The following is a 19,244-nucleotide window of genomic DNA, read 5'->3' as shown; positions in this document are numbered from 1 at the left end:
ACAATGATTATGAAATTAAGAAATTATATCGCGCTATCATTATTTGCAGGAATGACAGCAGCGTGCGATTATACAGACTTATCACCACTTGATTCTTTCACGGATCAAACCTACTGGACCTCGACCAACGACCTAAAGCTTTATGCCAATGGCCTTTATGGCGTGTTGAGTAGTCCATCTGCAACGCTCGACAACGTGAGCGACAACTTTGTAACGTCCAACTACAGCTCTTATCTCTTTGACGAGATGACCGTTCCCACAGAAGCTTCGGCAGGAAACGGATGGTATTGGAACGACATACGCGCTTGTAACTACTTCATGAAGCGCTACTCAAAAGTAGCTGGCAACCAAAACGAAATCAACAAGTATGTGGCTGAAGTAAGGTTCTTCCGTGGCTTGCATTATTTCAACAAGATCAAGATGTTTGGAAACGTTCCTTACTATGATGAAGATTTGCAAACGGATAATAAGGAACAGCTTTATAAAGGGCGCGACCCACGCGACTTGGTACTTGGTAAGGTGATTGACGACTTCTTGTTTGCCATCAAATGGCTACCCGAGAAATCACAGTCTGAGTCTGGCCGCCTCAATAAAGAAGCGGCACGAACTCAGCTAGCACGCATTTATCTCCATTTTGGAACTTACAAAAAGTACCACAAAGAAGCTGCCACAGGAGAACTGTCGGCTGATGCGCTATTGAAAGCGGCCGTACTGCAAACCGACACGCTGATGAATGCTGGGACATTCGACATTGTGAAAGGTACAGATGCAGGTTGCGACCAGCTCCACTTCCCTAATTACCCACTTTCTTACTCAAACCAGTTCACACAAGAAGACCTTTCTACCAACAAAGAATGTATCCTAGCAAGATTTTATGTGACAGGTGTGCTCACGCACGAACTAGGTAGACAAGTGCAAAACGGAGGTATGGGCTTATCAAAAGACTTTGTAGAATCTTTCTTGATGAAAGATGGTACTCCTATTTATAATAGTGGCTCAGGTTATGTTGGCGACAACGACCTTGAAGAAGAACTTACCAACCGCGACCCTCGTCTCTATCAAATCGTAGATAACAACCACAAACCCTACTATGTTAGAAATGGTGTACGAGACCTTAACGAAGCAGCAAACCGAGTGGGGGCTAGCAAAAGCGTAACAGGTTATGATTGCGTGAAGTTCCATCATGCAAACACCACGCAACAAGAGGCGCGCAGCTCTTCATTCGACTGGTTTGTATATCGCTATGCCGAGGTGCTGCTCATCAATGCAGAAGCCCATGCAGAACTGGGTACTTGCACACAAGAAGTACTCGATAAGACCATTAATAAGCTGCGCGACCGCGTTGACATGCCGCATCTCACAACCACACCCGTTACCGATGCCAAGCCCATTAATTATGGTTACACGCTATCCAACCTCATCTATGAGATACGACGCGAACGCCGCATCGAGCTTATTGCAGAAGGTTTCAGGCTCGACGACCTAAAACGTTGGAATGCCATGAAACTGATGGAGAACCCCAAAACGATGTTCGGCATCAGAATTACGCCAAAATCTATCAGCGGCTTCCCCGAAGGAACATTCGACAGCAAAACAGGCCGTCCTACCATTGAATATAATGGCGCAACATACCTATATCAATATAAGGCTGCCAAACAGCTAGACGATGCAGGTAGAAAGTGGAAAGCCAACGACCGCCGTTTCCTCTACCCACTGCCCAAACAAGAATTGGTGCTCAACAAAGCGCTTAATCCACAAAACCCAGGATGGGAATAACACTTTGTTGTAATGCGCTATAGCATATATATGAGAGCCACTACGCATAGTGGCTCTCATTATATATAGCGGTATCGCGAAAACAAACTTCCCCTCTCCATGCGTCTTATTTCTACATACTCCTAATACTCCCCCTAAATCGTACCTTAACACAAAATATCAACAAAACGCATGTTTTGCAACACACATAGCCTCACGTGCTTCATCTGTTACTACCTAAATCCGTAACTTTGCCGTATGAAAACAAACATGAAAGAAACATACGAAGAATGGCTTACGGCCATTGCCAACACCCGTCTGTTGTTCAACAGGATGGCAGAACTAGAAGACTGGCTAGACAACCATTCTCTACACAACAATGGTGTGAAGAGAAGCTTTAAGTCGGTTCAGCGTATGCGCGCCGCTTTTCGAGACCTTAAAGAGCAAGTTCGACTTGATACCGACGAAGTGATAGACCTCGAAGAACTGTTAGCAGAATACAGCGTTGCATGGCATTTCTACGACAAACATCTCGCACGGCGTGCCAATCCCGAAGAGTTGGCCTACCAACTACTCCTGTTCTACTATTCCCTCGAACCACCAACTAATCTTAATAGCCGTATATCACAAATATTTCAGCAAGTCCTTGCACAAGATATCAGCGTACCCTTCCTCATTTCTTTCTTGCTAAAAGCCATCCCCGGTTATGGTTCGCGCGATGGCGATGCAACAGACATGGGCCAAAAATACGAGTCGGTGATGCAGTTGCTCAAACGCTTTACCAGCAACACGCGCGTCTTCACCTCACTCCCTGCGTTGGTTAAGGCGAGACAGGAGAAGAAGAAAACAAGGCTGATGCTGATTTACCACACTCGCGAAGTGCTGGAAATCTATAATGGCTTATCCCACCCACAAGGGATTTACGATACGGCAGACAACGTGAAGCAACAGACGGTGGCGCTAGACCTTGATGGCTTTTGGAACGAATGCGAAGGGCGCAACGAGTATACGCACTTTTGGCAGTTTATTGAGGCCGACAATAACACAGGACATTTTATGTTCCACTGGGAGAAATTAGCCGATGGAACAATGCGCCACACGCGTTTCCTCATCAGGTTCTTATGGGGAGAACAGGGCAAACCTGTTGCCAACATCATGCACCTCTTAGCGTTTTGGCAACACATACAGGGCCATCCCTATTCAGAATCAGTAAACACATACTACCTTGTAGAGAAGTTGGAGGAGAAACATCCGACTGAATTAAACCTGCGTCGTGAGTTTCCCTCTAACGTATGGTCTGCCAAAATCAACCTTACACGCGTAACAGACGAAGCCTTGAACGAGCAATACGCCAATTGGATAACACACAACAAGGGCGTTACAGCCCAATATTCCTCGGCCGAATACACGTTTTATCCCAGTCTTTTCGCCGTCTCTATAAACTACATCTACATTTTATCGACAGACGAAGACTTTCTTTATCGCGTTCCGCGTGACGCACATGACGGTTTTGAGAGAATCAAAATGGGCGACAACGTTGGTCAACTGCTTATGGACGACAAAGCATATCTTGCCTTCGACGAGCTAGACATCTACCTGCCCATCGAGCCCGAAGTATTAGAGAAGTATGGCATAACCAAGGTGCCGAATTGGGAACAACTGCCAACTTAATTATCCCCCTCCACCCTCTTAATTGACTGCAAACTCGCAATGCAGGTAGAGAGGATGGAGGGGGAAACCGTAAAGTATATAACTACAAAAGCTATAGATACTTTTTATTTCTTTTGCTTGTTCTTCGTTTCTTTCTTTTCAAATATCTTTTTTATGCCTTCTTGTATAACAAAAGTTGCGGCAGCCTCAGCTGCTTGCTTAGCAAAGGGCTTTAGAAGCTCGACAACAGGCTTAATTGTTATTGCCATAGTGTATTAATTTTTGAATGGTTTTACTATTATACTATCTTGTATTGTACAACATTTATTCCCAGTCGTTTTGTTGATTCTACCCAAAATCTACTTCAATTACCGAAGTAAACTCGTGGATATGCTCTTTCTTGTGCATGGCATCCGCGTGTGCGTTTACCAACTTGGCTTTAATATCTACGGCAAAATTCCACGAACTTTTGAGTTCACACAGCCAGTTAACAGTCATTTCCTCTTTACCTGATAGCCGTTCGTCACATCTTAGTCTATCAGCTAACATGGTAAGAAATGTATCGTTAGCCAGTCCATGTTCATTTATGAATGCCATTACATCGGCAAAAGGTTTAGGTTCACGGTTAGGGTCTTCGCTAGAAATCATTCCTTGCAGGTTTATCGAGGTTGATTTATCCCAACCAACATGCACCGCACCTTTGACAAGAGTATGTTTGGCATTCCCATTCAGCTCTGTTTCTTCTTTATCTGTGTCCTTAACAGTCTTTTTAATTGTGATACGCTTTGCACCCATTCTTACCAACGCCTCTTTTACAGCATTACACTGTGAAGTGATAAACAACTTTTCTATGTTGTCATCATCCATTCTCACATACACATTACTATGGCTGTCTTTAATGTATAAGTCTTTGTCATCAAAGGAAGGTGGTGTATGTAGCGTAAAGTTTGGTTGAGTCACCTCGTCTGGATTGACGAATTCTACCCTTCTATTCACATCGTCTGTAAGCATTTCTGGGTAAAAACCACTTTTCAAACCATTGTGATAATCCTTGTCTACAACTATCAATAATTCCTTTTTCATTTATCTATTATGCTTAATGAGTAAATAATTAAAGTTACAATTGTTAATATGGCTATAGAGATTAGTGCGATTTGGAATGTTGTCAATCGGCTGTTTCTGTTTAAGCAGTTTTCAGAAGAGGAAGCTAAGCCAAGGCCAGCCAGTTCCAAATCATGTTTCAATGCCTCTTTCGGATTGGGTAAATCCGTTATATACATAAAGCTCATGGTACGTCCTAGTTCATCCTTGGCATCCAGATTACCTTTCATGAAGAAGAAATTGCGCACCTTACCGCACCAAGGGCTGTTTTTTTTAAGTACAAAATCAGCTTGTTGTTTTATCAACCCGAAGTGTTCAGCGCATTTTAATGCATCTTCAACCCTTTCACCATTGTGTATTATAACATCCTGCTCACTTAGCCTTGCAGGCTGATACCATAAAATGCTAGTTTCCATTTATCTGTCTATTATTTCGTCTTTAATTGTTTTTATATCATTTGGCGAGTTGAGATTTACAGTTTCTATTCTCTTCGCCATATCTCTTGGCAAGCCTTTTATCGTTGCAAGTTCTAACCCATCATTTACATATTCGATGAGTTGTGCTTTTGGCATACATTTTAAGTTGTTGTTAAAGAATACGTCTGTGTGGGTTACAAGAATTTTGAAACCACAGTCTTTCTTGCCGTCCTCACCACTTTCACCTTTTATCATATTGAATATCTTGCGTAGTCGCATTCTTATTGCATCCTTGTTTTCTTTAATTGTGTTGATGTCTACAAGGAAGTAAATAAACGTGCCGTCTTCTATGAGCTCGTCATAGCAAGGCACATAATAATCTCCTCCTCCAATATCTTTGGTGGAGGCAATCGTTACTTCGTCCTTTCCACTTTTAATTGAAAACTCATCTATCTCTTGATAGTGGGTTGTTACATATTCTACCTCGTTTTTGTCTCGTAAGCCATTCCACAGAGTTGTTTTTCCTGATCCTTTAATTCCCAGGATGGCTATCTTTTTCGTCTTCTGAGAAGGCTTTAACAAGAAGTAAGCCAATAAGGCCTCAATAATTAAATCAATCATAACATTACTCTTTGATTAACTAATCTGTTATTTCCTCTGCACTCAACTCCCCCATATTCAAGCAGCCTGCCTTCTTAATGTCAACGCCATAGATACGGAGGAAAGCTTGTTGAACTAATGTGCCGCCATTGTTGACAACGGGGTTGCCGATGGTGGGGGTTATCACTTCCACGGACATGCCGGGCTCGATGCGAACGCCGTTGTTGGTTCGCAAATGTTTAGTGGTTATTCGGTATTTTGCCATATCTTATTAGTTTGATGTTGTTTTATGCTTTTCTTGTGAAGCAGTGGCAGGGCGACACATATATAATAAGGAGATAGCTTACATTGTGTGCTACCATGACAGCTCTTCGTGAGATTTGTTTTATTGTTATTGGGTAAGGCGGAGTTAGCTACGGTTTAGAGCCGTGGGTTGCTGCTGTCCACATCGCCACTGGTTACAAATGCAAAGTTAGGCATAGGCCATGTGGTTGTATTTATAGCGAACGGAGAATGTGAATGGGGTACATACAGAATGTGAACATAACGTATTGGCATACGTCACGGACACAGATACAAAGCAAAGAAACTACACACTTATGGGCATGAGCCAAGTGTACACCCTGGCGAAGACATAGCACGGAAATGCGTCTAGACGTATGCAGTCTGCAGTTTGCAGGCATAGGTCCGTATGAGCCGTCCTTTATGGGCTACCAACAGCTAAGTCAATATTGTAGATAAGGGTTTCATAGGCATTAAGCGTTCATGTCCTTGTGTCTCCATGATAGGACGAGTTTTTAGTGTTTGTTTAGTGCTTTGTGGAGCATACGATAACAAAAAGCGCGGAGACTACCGTCACCCGTCCCGCGCATATAGGCTCTCGCATTGCCCTTACAGTAGAACGAGCAACTGTAGAGCCCCACGCCGATGCGCTATATATAGCCTCTTCATACAGCAAGGACAATGCACTAGGCGACAATCCGCCGTCATGCCCAAGTGTAAAGGGCGTAATAATCACATCATTGAGGACATCTACTTGTTGCCTCGTCTCTGACTGCAAGTTCGAATTTGCGAGATTCATATACGCCAAAGACAAAACGTGGGTAAACGTCTTTCCATTATGTATGTGCCATCTTGATGACCACTATCCGCAAACAGAAGCGTGGTATCGTTAAGACGACACTGCAAAAATACTAAAAAAGTTTTAAACAATTGGTGAAAACGAAGATTTTTCGCTGCCAGCACTACGCGAGTTCGGGATAAAACACAATCGTTATGCCTTCTGTTGCTTAGCACTAGTTGGCGAGATAGCCATTTCTTTACCTGTCCAATCCTGTTCAGGGGGCATGGTCACTTATCCCAAACTCACCAATCAACCCTTCCGTCGTTCGCATTTTCACAGTTCCGAAGATGCGCTTTCTAGGCCCCGATAATGCATTATTACATTAACCGCCGTGTTAAATATGTTTTGGACGGCTGTTCCATGTTATCTGGAATGCTGTTCCAGTTGAATTGGAACCCTATTCCAACTTAGCTGGAACAGGAGTCCAACTTAGCTGTAACAAAGCGGGAGCTTAAAAAGCTCACTACACGAGCTTATAGGGTGAGGCGTGAAAAGTGGCGTTGGAGGTTGGAAGGGTGAGTTAGTGGCGGTAATAGGAGGTGGAACGAGCTCCCTAGATGGTGTCCAGCAGGTATCAAACGTTACGATAATTCGGGATAAGCTACGATGCATTCTTGGGCAAGATTAGATAAAAAGCGAATGGAAGTATCACCAACTAGCGCTACGCGATAGTTGACATAGCGAACATCTCTTATCCCAAACTCGTGTATGGACTATACGCATAGTGATGAAGTAAGGTCTAAGCGTCTTTTCAACTTCTCACTCCTTCACCTTTTCTTCCTGTCTAAGTCACAATGAGAGAAATACAAAAAAGGGGTGCACCACACCTGTGTGGCACACCCCCAAATGAAAATATCTAAATTAAATTTATGGATAATCCTTGTTGAAGGGCATTACTTGACACCCAAAGCTTGTTTAGCCGTTTCGTTATCAGGATCAATTTCCAATACTTTCTTCCAATACCCATCGGCCGTTGCCTTATCGTTCTTTACCAAGAAATAATAACCTAGGTAACGATAGGCTTCCGTCAAGCGGGCGTTATCGGCCTTGTCGCGGTCGGTTTTATTAGCCAAAGAGTTTACGATAGCCTCGTAGAAAGGTTTAGCAAGACCCTCTTTGGTTTCGGGATCAAGATTGGAATTGATGCGAGCACGCATGAAATTGGCGAAATCGATGTTGGCTGGGAACTTCTCACCCAAACGTGCATAAACGTCATCAGCCTTCTTAAACGAAGCCTTTTGTTGGTCGCCTGTCTGCTTTGCAGCAAGATTCATGTAGATGGTAGCCAGTCCGGCCATGTCGCTAGCAGTCGTTTTGGGGGCATGTTTGAGGTATTCTTCATAATAAGCCGTAGCCTTATCGAAATCTTCTTTAGCCAAAAAGAGGTCGGAAAGAGCCTTACGGTTGCTGTTAACTAGCTCCTCATTGCCCTTGTTCTCTTCCATAGCCTTATTGAACATCTCGATAGCCTTATCGTATTGCTTATCGTTCTTCAAGGCCGTACCATAATAGGTATAGTCGAAGCCAGTGAATTTAGAACTGTCGGAAGCGTTGAAAAGTGCATCGGCATACTTCAAAGCCTCAGCTGTGCGCTCCATATCCGTAAGATTGTAGAAGGCCAAACGGTTCCAAGCTGCCTTACGTGGGTTGCGCGACAATCCGTAAAGAGCCATTTCCAAACTCTTGTCGCGCTTCTGCAACATCCATGCCTCAGTGGCGTAGTTGGTAATGTCTACATCTTCGAGTTTGCTCTTGTCGGTTACCTTGTCATAATACTGCAAGCTCTGCTCCATGCGGTTAGAGGCATAGAGGATACGCCCTGCAAGAGCGTCAACAGCCACATCAGGGCGTTGTGCACGCAAGTCGTTGAGCTTTGCAACGGCCTCTTCCGGACTACGTCCGCGGTAGATGTTGGCATACTTGAAATATCCCTCGGGGTTTTTCGGGTCGAAATAGATGGCCTGCTGATACCATGCGGCTGCGGCTCCACCATCATCGTTCAACACTTCGATGTCGCCCAAGAGGATGTAACCTTGACCGTAGTTTTTGTTGGCCTTAATGGCAAGGTTGGCGTAATGCTTAGCATTGGCCGTATCTTTGGCCTCGAAATAAGCCTGTCCGATACCAACCAACACCTCGGCATTCTTCTTGTTCTTCTTGAACACCTCCTTAACCTGGTCTTTTGAACCGGCAGGGTTGGCCTTAATTACCTTAGAGATGGCGTCGATAGTAGACTTATTGTCTTGCGCCATGAGCGGCGCGCCGATGCCTACCATCAACGCACCTAGTAAAAGATATTTAACTGTCTTCATAATCCTACGTTCTTTATAATACTTCTGGCATGTTTTGAAGGTGTGTTGAATAAACAGCCCGTTGCGACACGACGTCAGCGAATGGGCTAACGCTTCGTTGATAGTTGTTCTTAAGCAGTCATCCTCGGGTATTTTTCGCACCTTTTGTGAAAGTATGTGCGTTAGATACACACCGAAGAAGTGAATACCAAAGTACAAATGCCATTGAAGGCTGTCTACATCATCCACTTCAAGGGACACTTTGTTGTTGCTTTTGCATTTTCGGCTAATGACATTCGCCCTAGTGAGCGAAGCATTGTGTGGTGTTTGAAACTTAGGAAAGTAATACGAAACACCATGCGGCCGAAATCAAGAGCCTACTTGAAACTGCCCGATGATACATGCTTCAACATGTCTATACCTACTTAGACGATGAAAAGCCTGAATTGTTTTATCTATTGATTAACATTAACATCCCTTATAGTTATGTTACCTTGAACAGGCAACAAACCAGACTTGAGGATGATAAGCTGCCCTTTGGGCGAGGCCATAAACTGCGCAAATCCCCAAGGAAGCCCCTGATAGGGGTCGTTGAGAAGGGCGTAAATGGTGCGTATCAACGGATAATTACCGTTATATATATAATATTGGTAAGGTTTCCAGCTGTTGGCAGGGGTACCTTTGTCTTTTCTGCTTACCGACATTACACGAATATTCTTCTTGAAGGTGAGATTGGTGCTATCTCGCTTGTCGTTGAGCCAATTACTACCGATGATACCGATAGCATTAGGAGTTTTCTCAACGTAATCCACCACTTCAGCCGTTTTGTTCGTTGCAACGACATTTGGGTTGGTGATGGGTTTTCCGCCAAGTATGGAGTCTTCGGCGAAGTGCACGGTGCTAGACCGCTTATTGTCGAAAACCACCGTGATGGTGCCCCGCTTAGAGCCAGGGAAGATGTCGCTCCAATTCTTCGCTTCTCCGCGAAGAACACGTGCAAGATCTTTAACAGAGATGCAGGTGTCGACATTGTTCTTGTTTACGATGAGCGCCAATCCGTCGTATGCCAACTTAATGGTCTGCGGACGGAACTGCCTATCATAAAGGCTCTGGTACTCTTTCTTCTTAAAATCACGACTGGTGATAACAAGGTTAACGCTATCCTTCAGCAAGAGGGTGAGACCTTCGCCCTCGGTGATATAAATGGGATTGACCGTGGCTTGGGGATAGACAGAATGGAAGACCTCGCGCTCTTCGTCGATGATGGGACTAAAACTTTCGTCAGAGGCGAAACTAATCACCCCTGACGAATATGTGTCCGTGCGCCCATTCTTGCGCTTGCTTTCTCCACAAGCGGCAAGAACAAGGCTACACAGTGCTAATCCTACGATTGTGTAAGATGTTATGCGTTTTTTCATAAAATGCTATTGCAGTCTGAATGAAACCGGAACGTTGTACTTAACACGTACAGCCGAACCATTCTGCTTACCTGGAATCCAGTTGGGCATGCTCTTAACAACACGAGCGGCCTCGCGGTCTAGAGAGGGGTCTACGGAACGAGCCACCTTCACGTCGGTGATAGAGCCATCACGCTCTACAACGAACGATATAACAACACGTCCTTGTACGCCGTTCTCCTGTGCTACGACAGGGTACTTCACGTTTTCCGACAAGAATTTCATCAATGCAGCGTCGCCACCAGGGAATTGAGGCATCTGCTCAACCACCTCGAAGATCTTTGTTTCTACTTCGGGTTTAGGCTCGGGCTGTGCCACAGCTTCCTTAATCTTGAGCACTTCACCAGCAGCATCGTCGTTACCCTTTACGTCAAGGGCACCGATAGCTGTCTTGGTAGACATGATTTCTTCTTGTGTCTTGATTTCATCCTCAGGCTTCACTTGGTCGTCACGCTTAATAACAGGTGCTGTAAACTTCACAGAGCTCTTCACACGTTCAACAACCTTTTCGGGTTCCACATCCACTTTGGGTTTCTGTTTCACCTCAGCCTTTTTCTTGGGTTGGTTGATTTGAGATATCTCAGTTACCTGAGTAACGTCAACCTTTCCGCGGTTTGCCTCGATTACGCTTTTAATAGCGACAATCGAGAACACAACGACTGCAGCAGCAAGGATAGAGATCATGGCGATGATGTTGCGCTTGGTGGTACCCTTACGGAGCTTATACGCACCATACGCTTGGTTTTTACCTTCAAACACGAGGTCTACCCAATCGCCAGCAACCAAATCAATCTTTGACATAGTTTTCTCCTTTCTTAATTAATCATTAATAGGCCATCGACTTATTCAACACCCCTCTTCTTCAGCATTTCGCTGTCTTGGGGATTGATTTTATCGATAACGTATTTACCTATACTGCAAATCTGCATTTCGTCGAGAACATCTACCAAGTTCTTATAAGAAGCCTTGTCGGTAGCCTTTATAATAATGGTCAGCGTTGGTATTTTCTGGCCATCTATTTCACCAGCTTTGAGCTTAGACAATTCCTTGTCGTACTCTTCCTGAGTGAACTTTGGGTTTTCCAACTTCTTCTTGTCGAGCTTGGCCTTAGCAGCCATGATTTGTCTTACTGGTATCGTACCGTCTTCCGTTTGGTGGTTGATCAGTACATTACGGATACCTTTTGCGCCCCATGTTGTCTCCTTCATCGTAGAAGGGTCGTTGTAGTTAGGCAAACCATCGACGTGATAAATCTTATCGTTACCGGCCACGTAGATCGTAATAGTCTGTGAGGCCTTTGTCACCGATTTATCATCGTCTGTCATATTCTTATCGTTACTAGGCATACTCAATTCCATCGTCTGTGGCTTAGCCAAAGAGGTACAGAGCATGAAGAAGGTGATAAGAAGCATCATCATGTCCACCATCGGGGTGAAGTCAACGCGGACGTCTTTTTTCTTTTGTTTTCCGCCGCCTTTTCCTTGTTCAACTAGTTCAGCCATTCTTTATTCCTCCACCTTTTTATACGATGTAATGAGATAGTAACGGTTTTCGCTCATATCTTGGAGTTCGGACATCACCTTCTTAACCACAGCATAAGGCGTTTTCTCGTCAGCTTTAATGGCGAGCTTCACGTCGGTGTTAACCTTACGTGCTTCCTTCACCCAAAGTTGGAACTCGCTTTCCTTTCCGTCAATACTGTCGGTAGGAATGCCATAGTTCTTCAACTGCTGTGCCATCTCGGTCTCTGTGAGAGAGAGATACTGTTGGATGGTGTTCATGGGAACTCCCCACATGGCGTCCTTCTTGAACTTGTTCACTTGTTGTGGTGTGAACTTCATTCCATAAAGTTCGCTCATGCCTTCAAGCACAGCCTGTGTGTCATTTTGATTGTCCATACTCATGAATATCTTGCCCGACTTATCGACAAGAATATTCAGCACACTCTTCTCGGGGACCTTTATTTCCGATACCGAGCCAGGAGTAACTACCTTCACGGGTTCATTCTTGACGAAAGTAGACGTCAACATGAAGAACGTTAGAAGGAGCACCATGACGTCGCTCATCGGGGTCATGTCGATCCAAGTGGATTTCTTCTTAATTTTTACTTTACCCATAGTGATAAATTTTTAAAGGGTTAGCAAAAAATTAAGCTTCTTCTGCGTGGTTGGCTTCGTAGGTCTGAGCGATAGAATAACCAACCTCATCAAGTGCGTAGGTCAGTTTATCGATCTTATTGGTAAAGAAACCGTAAGAAATAACTGCGAACCACGAAGTGGTGATACCGAAGGCCGTATTGATAAGGGCCTCAGAAATACCAGCAGAAAGAGCGAGCGAGTCGCCACCGCCACCAGCGGCAAGAGCCTGGAACGACTTGATCATACCCGTTACAGTACCGAGAAGACCAGTAAGTGTACCCAGCGTTACGAGAGTTGCGAGGATGGGAAGGTTCATCTGCAAGGTAGGCATTTCAAGCTGAGTAGCCTCTTCGTGAGCTTGCTGTATCTTAGCAATCTTCTGAGAAAGCTTGATACCAGTTACAGACTCCATTGCCTTATAAGCAGTAAGCGAAGCCGAAACAACGTTAGCCACCGAACCTTTTTGCTTGTCGCAAAGTTGTTGTGCACGGTTGAAGTCCTTAGCGTTAAGGGCTGCCTTGATGTTAGCAACGAATTTGGTGAGCGAACCCGTACCAAATGCGGTGCGCAATGCCAACCAACGCTCAACAGAAAGTGCGAGCACGGTCAACAACAAAGTCTGAATTACAGGAACCACAAGACCACCCTTGTATATCGTTCCCCAAATATCTAGCGGGTGTCCTTCGTTATCTCCACCTTGGAAGTGCGATGGACTTCCCAAATAGAACTTGAAGAAGCATGCAGCGATGATGAAGCAGCAAACGATTACCCAAAATGCTGCTCTAATTCCTTGAAAGCCCTGAGACTTATTTGCAGGGCTGGCTGTTTTCTGTGTTGCCATAATTTAATTTTTAAATTTTAGTTGTTAATAAATATTTAAGTTTTATTTTGTTCCTTATAGTATAGACGTTCGTCCAAATGCTGATTTGTTGTTGGGCTTTGTCCTTAATGGTCTCGCAAAGATACTCATTATTGTATAAATTGAAACACAATTAAGAAGTTTTAACGACTAAAAGTTGCCAATAAGGCTGCTATACAGCATTAACGTACCATTATATGGAAAAAAAACTGCTTTTTGTCACCATTCACAATATTATACAAGTTTCTCGAGAGCCTCCTTAATGCGCTTCATCGCCTCACGAAGATTATCGTCGCTAGTGGCGTAACTGAACCTGATGCACTCAGGATCGCCAAAGGCATCACCTGAAACCGTTGCCACATGTCCCACTTCAAGCAGATACATCGCCAAATCGGTTGCGTTATTAATCACGTAACCATCGGTACGCTTGCCGAAGAAACTGCTACACTTTGGGAAGAGATAGAAAGCACCTTCTGGAACATTCACTTCCAGTCCGTCTATTTCCTTTGCCAGCTTCACCACAAGATTCCTTCTGCGTTCGAAAGCCAACCGCATGTCTTCCACACAACCTTGATCGAGCGTGTAAGCAGCCTCAGCCGCCTTCTGACTTACCGAGCATGGACCGCTGGTATATTGTCCTTGCAGCTTATTACATCCTTTTATTATCCATTCGGGAGCAGCCATATAACCAATACGCCATCCCGTCATCGCATATGCCTTTGACACGCCATTGACGATGATACAGCGTTCCTTCATGCCATCGAACTGAGCGATGCTCGCATGTTTACCAACATAGTTGATGTGTTCGTATATCTCATCGGCCAACACATAGAGATCGTCGTGTCGGCGTATCACGTCGGCCAAAGCCTGGAGTTCTTCTTTCGAATACACGCTACCTGTTGGATTGCTTGGCGAGCAAAGTATGAGCATCTTCGTTTTAGGCGTGATGGCGGCCTCAAGTTGCTGAGGTGCCATCTTAAAGTTTTGCTCAAATCCAGCATTTACATAAACGGGGGTTCCGCCAGCAAGCTTCACCATTTGTGGATAACTCACCCAATATGGTGCAGGCACAATTACCTCATCGCCATTGTTCACTAAAGCCATAACTGCGTTGCACACGCATTGTTTAGCACCATTCGACACCAGCACCTCGTTAAGACCATACTCCAGATTGTTTTCTTTCTGTAGTTTGTCCACGATAGCCTTCCTCAGTTCGGGATAACCAGGCACAGGAGAGTATCTAGAATAGTTCTCGTCCACAGCTTTCTTCGCAGCATCCTTGATGTGATCAGGCGTGTTGAAGTCTGGTTCGCCCACACTCAGGTTGATGACATCGATACCCTGTGCTTTCATTTCTCCACTCTTTTGCGACATTGCGAGGGTTGCCGAGGGTGAGAGTCTATTTAGTCTGTCGGATAATTGTGCCATAACTATTCTTGTTTAGAAGGTTTATTGTGCAAATGTACTTATTATATCACAGCTAACGAAACAAAAGCGAGTTTATTTTACAAAAACATTGATTTTTCTTTTATTTGCCATAGTTTCGCCCTAAACGAACATTTTAATTGGGGCGTTTTTGGTTTTCAAGATCAGCTTAGGGTTCAACTAGCGAATTAACGAGTTGACATAGGGTAAGTTTACAAGTTAACAAAAGAAACAGCACGAACCTTGACGGGTAGACAATAAGGATAAAGGACTAATATGAAGAGGTTTTCAAAGAGTGAAAATTTGGAAAACAAAGAGATAACGATATAAACACGCGGGAATATAAATTGACAAAAAGCAAGCTAACTTACCAATTTGCCAACGTATAAATATGTTAACTTGCAGGTAAGTTAGCTTGCTTGTATATCCAACCAAATAAATAGGGCTGCCCAAATTGGCACAGGCGCATAGGCTACCGAGCAAGAACGCCATATCCGTACGGGCAAGTCACTACACGCAAAAGCACGTTTATTTCAGGTGGAGATCATGACCCATACGATCTTGTTTGGTTTTAAGATATTTGTAATCGTATTCGTTGGGATGAACCTCAACAGGCACATTCTCGGTTATTTCCAATCCGTAGGCTTCCAGTCCCACGCGTTTAACTGGGTTATTGGTGATAAGTCGCATCTTGTGCACACGCAGATGACGAAGCATTTGAGCCCCACATCCATAGTCGCGCTCATCAGGCTTGAAGCCTAGATGTACGTTAGCGTCCACCGTATCATAACCTTGCTCTTGCAGTTTGTAGGCAGCAATCTTGTTCATCAGTCCAATTCCCCTACCCTCTTGCTGCATATATACGAGCACGCCACGACCTTCTTTCTCTATCATTTCTAGTGAATGGTGCAGCTGATCACCACAATCGCAGCGCATACTACCTAGGATGTCGCCCGTTGCACACGACGAATGCACCCTAACCAGCACTTCATCATCATCTTTCCATTCGCCTTTGGTCAGTGCGAAATGCTCCAGGCCGTTGCTAATTTGACGGAATGGCGTAAGCTTGAAATGGCCATACTTGGTGGGCATATCCACCGTTTGGCCCACTTCGATCAGCGATTCGGTCTTCAAGCGATAGGCAATCATGTCTTTAATGCTTATCAGCTTCATACCATATTTATCTGCCATCACCTTCAATTCTGGCAAACGCGCCATCGTTCCGTCTTCATTCATTATCTCCATCAACGCTCCCGCCGGATACAGACCAGCCATTCGGCACAGGTCTATTGCCGCTTCGGTGTGCCCACTGCGTCTCAACACACCGTTATCTTGGGCATAAAGGGGATTGATGTGTCCAGGACGACCGAACGTTTCGGGTGTAGATGCGGGGTCGGCCAATGCTCGGATGGTCTCTGCACGGTCGTGAGCCGACACGCCTGTTGAACAACCTTCCAACTTATCCACTGTAACCGTGAACGGCGTACCCAACACCGAGGTGTTGTCGTTCACCTGATGGGGCAGGTTCAGCTCCTTACAGCGCGACAAGGTGATAGGTACACACAACACGCCACGGGCATGTTTCAGCATGAAGTTCACCATTTCGGGCGTTATCTTTTCGGCTGCTGCGATGAGGTCACCTTCGTTTTCGCGGTCTTCATCGTCTACAACAATCACGAACTTACCTTCTTTAAAGTCCGCTATTGCCTCTTCTACGCTATTGAGTTTTATTTCTGACATGTTTGTTTATATTTTTATTGTATACATTATTATAAAGCCTCACCCCAGCCCTTACTTAAAGGGCGAAGGGAGTAATATGCCTTGCTGTCTCGGGCTTTAGGGGCAAAGTAAACAAATTGACAAGCTTACGAGTGTACAAATTTACAAGTTAACGAACTGACAAGCAAACAAGCTAACGAACTTATGAGTATTCAAATTAACACGATTGCTTAGTTCCCTGTTCAAAAGCATTTGTCTTAACACCTTTACTCCATAACCTCTTTACGTCTTATTTATCAATCACTTACTACTTACTACTTATCACCTCACTACTTACTACTTATCACCTCACTACTTACTACCCTGCTACAACTCTTCTATCTGCGCGATAATCTGGTTGTTGTTTTGCACCACCACGCGCAAGTCGTTTAACAAGCGCGACCTAAATCGCCACATTCTTAAATACAGAACCAACCCAACTGGCACCAATATGGCCGCCACGGTGTTGAGCCATTGACGATTGAATGGACGCGTATGCGCCTTCACCGACATGATGGGATACCTGTTCAGCAAGTTCAATATCACTTTGTCTCGCGAGTTGCCCAAGTCGTCTATGGCCTCGTCCAACAGACGATTAATCTCCTCCATTTCATTGTCCGCCTGGTATTCAAAGAATACACGCCGCACATTAGGAGCCGATTTCAGCCTATGTGCCTCGGCGTATGCCTGCGCCCTAGCCGTAACTTCGCGCAGCAATTCTGCATCGTGATGATAGTCGGGTTCGTTTATTATCACCTCTTTCGCCACAATATGGCGTTCCATTCGCATACCCAGAAGACTCATCAGCACACCTCGGTAGGCATCGAAGTTAAACACGGCCGAGTCTTTGTTAGCCTTATAGGTAACGAACACCGCCAACGGGGTAAGCACCATCGTTGCCAACAGCTCGCCAAACCACACGTCCCAGATACCACGCCGTGCCATCTGGTAGCCTGTGTTGTCGAGAATATAATACACGATGAACACCAACACCGACACGATAACCGGTATACCCAGTCCACCTTTGCGAATGATGGTACCCAGCGGAGCACCGATAAAGAAGAATATTAGGCACGACAACGACACCAAGAACTTCTTGTACATCTCTATCTTATGCTGCCTTATCATGCGGTTTGCATCTTCCGTCACCATCGCTTTAAACTCCATGTCGGCACTCACAGCCTGTACTTGCGAACGTGCCATGCTCAATACGCCCCGTTTCCCATCTCCATTCAGTCGGGCAAAGGCACTATCCACGTTAAACGCTTTCGTTTTCGCTTCCGCCATAGCAGCCGATGAGTCGGCTTTGGTCATGTTCGAAGCGTTGTAATAGCTAGCTTGCACCTCGTTGTAAAACACTCGCCCGATACTGTCGTTGTTATGTTGCAGCGAGTCGAGGTCGTGGTATAGCTTTGCCAAACCTTTACCCCTGGCATCGCCCGAGAAAAGTTCGGCATCAGTCATATTAAAATCGCCGTTAAAGTCTATCAATGTTTTCTTCTCCAAAAAAGTTTCCCTACGGAACGGTGCAGCGGCATTTTTGCCCACTTCTTGCGACTGATTAGAGAACCATTCACCGTTCCACAGCGTCAGCAACAGGTGTTTTCTCTCGGCCGTTGTCTGCAACATGCCCGAGTCGGCCAAGATTATCTCCGAGTCTTCATAGCTGTTGCTCATGCGATAAATCATTATTCCGTAGAACTTTCCTGTCTGATTGTCTTTCTTCTGCACGTAGATGTTGCTGTTGGGAATGCCATCGTAGAACACGCCTTCGGGTATTCCAAGCTCCGGACTCTTCTGTTTCATCGAGATAAGCAACTGAGAGAGCTTGATGGTAGAATAGGGTCCGATGTTGTTTTGAAACACGAACGACGTGACGCTGATAAGACTACATACCACAACCAGCGAGCTAAACGTGCGCGTTAGCGAGATGCCGGCCGACTTGATGGCCGTTAACTCGGAACTTTCGCTAAGGTTTCCGAAGGTGATGAGCGACGACAGCAGTATGGCCAACGGCAAAGCCTGTGGCACCATCATCAATGCCATCCACCAAAAGAACTGCGCCAGCACCTCCATCGTCAGTCCCTTGCCCACCAGTTCGTCTACATAGCGCCACAGGAACTGCATCATCAGCACAAAAAGGCAGATGAAGAACGTTCCGAGAAACAACATCCCGAACTGCTTGCAGATAAATATGTCTAGTTTCTTTATTCTCAACATGTCTTTGTTGTTAAGCCCATTCGGGACTTCCGATTTGCCGAGTGCAGCCTAATTTCTGCAAAATTAGTGCAAACGAGTGCAAAGAAAGCTGGCTTTCAGTTTGCCGAGTGCAGCCTAATTTCTGCAAAATTACCACAAAAATATAAGAAACGGCAAGCTTACAGTCGATAATTTACCCTACCACCTTGCCGAACACTACACCACCATAACATAGCTTTACATATTCCAATCACACCCCCCTATCGACAAATTCGTTATATCAACAGCACCAACCACAACTCTACCACGATGCACAAACCACTAAACGCTATTATTTTTCTCGCCATATCCAGTCCTCATCCAATAATCATCCAACTAGGGCATCATGCCCTAACACGGTTGTTTCCCATTGCAAGCGGATGCAATAAAGACAAACCATCATGATTTGGCAAAATTATGCCCACACATTTAC

General features: G+C 44.9%; 16 protein-coding genes and 1 pseudogene. 3 read left to right on the top strand and 14 right to left on the bottom strand.

From position 1 onward, the window contains the following. The first annotated feature begins 9 nt into the window (after nt 1–9). Nucleotides 10–1,776, top strand: coding sequence for a RagB/SusD family nutrient uptake outer membrane protein (locus F453_RS0104740; RefSeq protein WP_025789909.1), 1,767 nt, complete (start codon nt 10–12; stop codon nt 1,774–1,776). Nucleotides 1,777–2,025: 249 nt separating this feature from the next. After that, the gene (locus tag F453_RS0104735; protein WP_234398359.1) at nt 2,026–3,426 is read left to right on the top strand and encodes a hypothetical protein; all 1,401 of its coding nucleotides are present in this window, start codon (nt 2,026–2,028) and stop codon (nt 3,424–3,426) included. Between the two features lie 104 nt (nt 3,427–3,530). On the opposite strand, the gene F453_RS15815 is transcribed toward F453_RS0104735, so the two are convergent. From F453_RS15815 to F453_RS0104710, 5 genes are all read right to left on the bottom strand, one after another. Then, complete coding sequence (locus F453_RS15815) at nt 3,531–3,674, bottom strand: hypothetical protein (protein WP_018966978.1); 144 nt, start codon at nt 3,672–3,674, stop codon at nt 3,531–3,533. 79 nt (nt 3,675–3,753) lie between these two features. Further along, nucleotides 3,754–4,488 carry a hypothetical protein gene (locus F453_RS0104725; RefSeq protein WP_018966977.1) on the bottom strand — a complete coding sequence of 245 codons (735 nt, stop codon included), beginning with the start codon at nt 4,486–4,488 and terminating at the stop codon, nt 3,754–3,756. Continuing rightward, on the bottom strand, nt 4,485–4,922 hold the full coding sequence (locus F453_RS0104720) for a hypothetical protein (RefSeq protein ID WP_018966976.1): 438 nt from the start codon (nt 4,920–4,922) through the stop codon (nt 4,485–4,487). Before F453_RS0104720 ends, F453_RS0104725 begins: the two co-directional genes overlap by 4 nt. Beyond that, a complete protein-coding gene (locus tag F453_RS0104715) occupies nt 4,923–5,543 on the bottom strand; it encodes an ADP-ribosylation factor-like protein (protein WP_018966975.1) in 621 nt (206 codons plus the stop codon). A gap of 19 nt (nt 5,544–5,562) precedes the next feature. Beyond that, complete coding sequence (locus tag F453_RS0104710; RefSeq protein ID WP_018966974.1) at nt 5,563–5,787, bottom strand: DUF6140 family protein; 225 nt, start codon at nt 5,785–5,787, stop codon at nt 5,563–5,565. A 1,164-nt stretch (nt 5,788–6,951) separates the two neighbouring features. Here F453_RS0104710 and F453_RS16100 point away from each other — a divergent pair. Beyond that, nucleotides 6,952–7,164, top strand: a pseudogene (locus F453_RS16100) (hypothetical protein). Between the two features lie 374 nt (nt 7,165–7,538). Here F453_RS16100 and F453_RS0104705 read toward each other — a convergent pair. From F453_RS0104705 to F453_RS0104665, 9 genes are all read right to left on the bottom strand, one after another. After that, nucleotides 7,539–8,957, bottom strand: coding sequence for a tetratricopeptide repeat protein (locus tag F453_RS0104705; RefSeq protein WP_025789908.1), 1,419 nt, complete (start codon nt 8,955–8,957; stop codon nt 7,539–7,541). Between the two features lie 434 nt (nt 8,958–9,391). Next, nucleotides 9,392–10,354 carry a PstS family phosphate ABC transporter substrate-binding protein gene (locus F453_RS0104700; protein WP_018966972.1) on the bottom strand — a complete coding sequence of 321 codons (963 nt, stop codon included), beginning with the start codon at nt 10,352–10,354 and terminating at the stop codon, nt 9,392–9,394. A gap of 6 nt (nt 10,355–10,360) precedes the next feature. Next, a complete protein-coding gene (locus tag F453_RS0104695; protein WP_018966971.1) occupies nt 10,361–11,194 on the bottom strand; it encodes an energy transducer TonB in 834 nt (277 codons plus the stop codon). Nucleotides 11,195–11,235: 41 nt separating this feature from the next. Further along, nucleotides 11,236–11,895: an ExbD/TolR family protein gene (locus F453_RS0104690; protein WP_018966970.1), complete on the bottom strand. Its 660-nt coding sequence runs from the start codon at nt 11,893–11,895 to the stop codon at nt 11,236–11,238. A gap of 3 nt (nt 11,896–11,898) precedes the next feature. Further along, nucleotides 11,899–12,510, bottom strand: a complete 612-nt coding sequence (locus F453_RS0104685) for an ExbD/TolR family protein (protein ID WP_018966969.1) — start codon at nt 12,508–12,510, stop codon at nt 11,899–11,901. 31 nt (nt 12,511–12,541) lie between these two features. Further along, nucleotides 12,542–13,372 carry a MotA/TolQ/ExbB proton channel family protein gene (locus F453_RS0104680; protein WP_009236450.1) on the bottom strand — a complete coding sequence of 277 codons (831 nt, stop codon included), beginning with the start codon at nt 13,370–13,372 and terminating at the stop codon, nt 12,542–12,544. Nucleotides 13,373–13,624: 252 nt separating this feature from the next. Beyond that, nucleotides 13,625–14,818, bottom strand: coding sequence for a pyridoxal phosphate-dependent aminotransferase (locus F453_RS0104675; protein WP_018966968.1), 1,194 nt, complete (start codon nt 14,816–14,818; stop codon nt 13,625–13,627). A 525-nt stretch (nt 14,819–15,343) separates the two neighbouring features. Beyond that, nucleotides 15,344–16,555, bottom strand: a complete 1,212-nt coding sequence (locus F453_RS0104670) for a bifunctional 3,4-dihydroxy-2-butanone-4-phosphate synthase/GTP cyclohydrolase II (RefSeq protein WP_018966967.1) — start codon at nt 16,553–16,555, stop codon at nt 15,344–15,346. Nucleotides 16,556–16,900: 345 nt separating this feature from the next. After that, entirely contained in the window at nt 16,901–18,793 is a 1,893-nt protein-coding gene (locus F453_RS0104665) for an LptF/LptG family permease (protein ID WP_018966966.1), read from the bottom strand. Nucleotides 18,794–19,244: the final 451 nt, after the last annotated feature.

The organism is Hoylesella loescheii DSM 19665 = JCM 12249 = ATCC 15930, from assembly GCF_000378085.1.
GTDB classification, from domain to species: Bacteria; Bacteroidota; Bacteroidia; order Bacteroidales; family Bacteroidaceae; genus Prevotella; species Prevotella loescheii.
Note: the sequence above shows the minus strand (reverse complement) of the source record. Positions and strands in the feature narration are given on the sequence as shown.

Coding starts and splice junctions, on each gene's coding strand:
- F453_RS0104695 (WP_018966971.1), bottom strand. CDS start 11,194: ATGTCAAAGATTGATTTGGTTGCTGGCGATTGGGTAGACCTCGTGTTT.
- F453_RS0104670 (WP_018966967.1), bottom strand. CDS start 16,555: ATGTCAGAAATAAAACTCAATAGCGTAGAAGAGGCAATAGCGGACTTT.
- F453_RS0104685 (WP_018966969.1), bottom strand. CDS start 12,510: ATGGGTAAAGTAAAAATTAAGAAGAAATCCACTTGGATCGACATGACC.
- F453_RS0104690 (WP_018966970.1), bottom strand. CDS start 11,895: ATGGCTGAACTAGTTGAACAAGGAAAAGGCGGCGGAAAACAAAAGAAA.
- F453_RS0104735 (WP_234398359.1), top strand. CDS start 2,026: ATGAAAGAAACATACGAAGAATGGCTTACGGCCATTGCCAACACCCGT.
- F453_RS0104720 (WP_018966976.1), bottom strand. CDS start 4,922: ATGGAAACTAGCATTTTATGGTATCAGCCTGCAAGGCTAAGTGAGCAG.
- F453_RS0104715 (WP_018966975.1), bottom strand. CDS start 5,543: ATGATTGATTTAATTATTGAGGCCTTATTGGCTTACTTCTTGTTAAAG.
- F453_RS0104740 (WP_025789909.1), top strand. CDS start 10: ATGAAATTAAGAAATTATATCGCGCTATCATTATTTGCAGGAATGACA.
- F453_RS15815 (WP_018966978.1), bottom strand. CDS start 3,674: ATGGCAATAACAATTAAGCCTGTTGTCGAGCTTCTAAAGCCCTTTGCT.
- F453_RS0104675 (WP_018966968.1), bottom strand. CDS start 14,818: ATGGCACAATTATCCGACAGACTAAATAGACTCTCACCCTCGGCAACC.
- F453_RS0104725 (WP_018966977.1), bottom strand. CDS start 4,488: ATGAAAAAGGAATTATTGATAGTTGTAGACAAGGATTATCACAATGGT.
- F453_RS0104710 (WP_018966974.1), bottom strand. CDS start 5,787: ATGGCAAAATACCGAATAACCACTAAACATTTGCGAACCAACAACGGC.
- F453_RS0104705 (WP_025789908.1), bottom strand. CDS start 8,957: ATGAAGACAGTTAAATATCTTTTACTAGGTGCGTTGATGGTAGGCATC.
- F453_RS0104700 (WP_018966972.1), bottom strand. CDS start 10,354: ATGAAAAAACGCATAACATCTTACACAATCGTAGGATTAGCACTGTGT.
- F453_RS0104665 (WP_018966966.1), bottom strand. CDS start 18,793: ATGTTGAGAATAAAGAAACTAGACATATTTATCTGCAAGCAGTTCGGG.
- F453_RS0104680 (WP_009236450.1), bottom strand. CDS start 13,372: ATGGCAACACAGAAAACAGCCAGCCCTGCAAATAAGTCTCAGGGCTTT.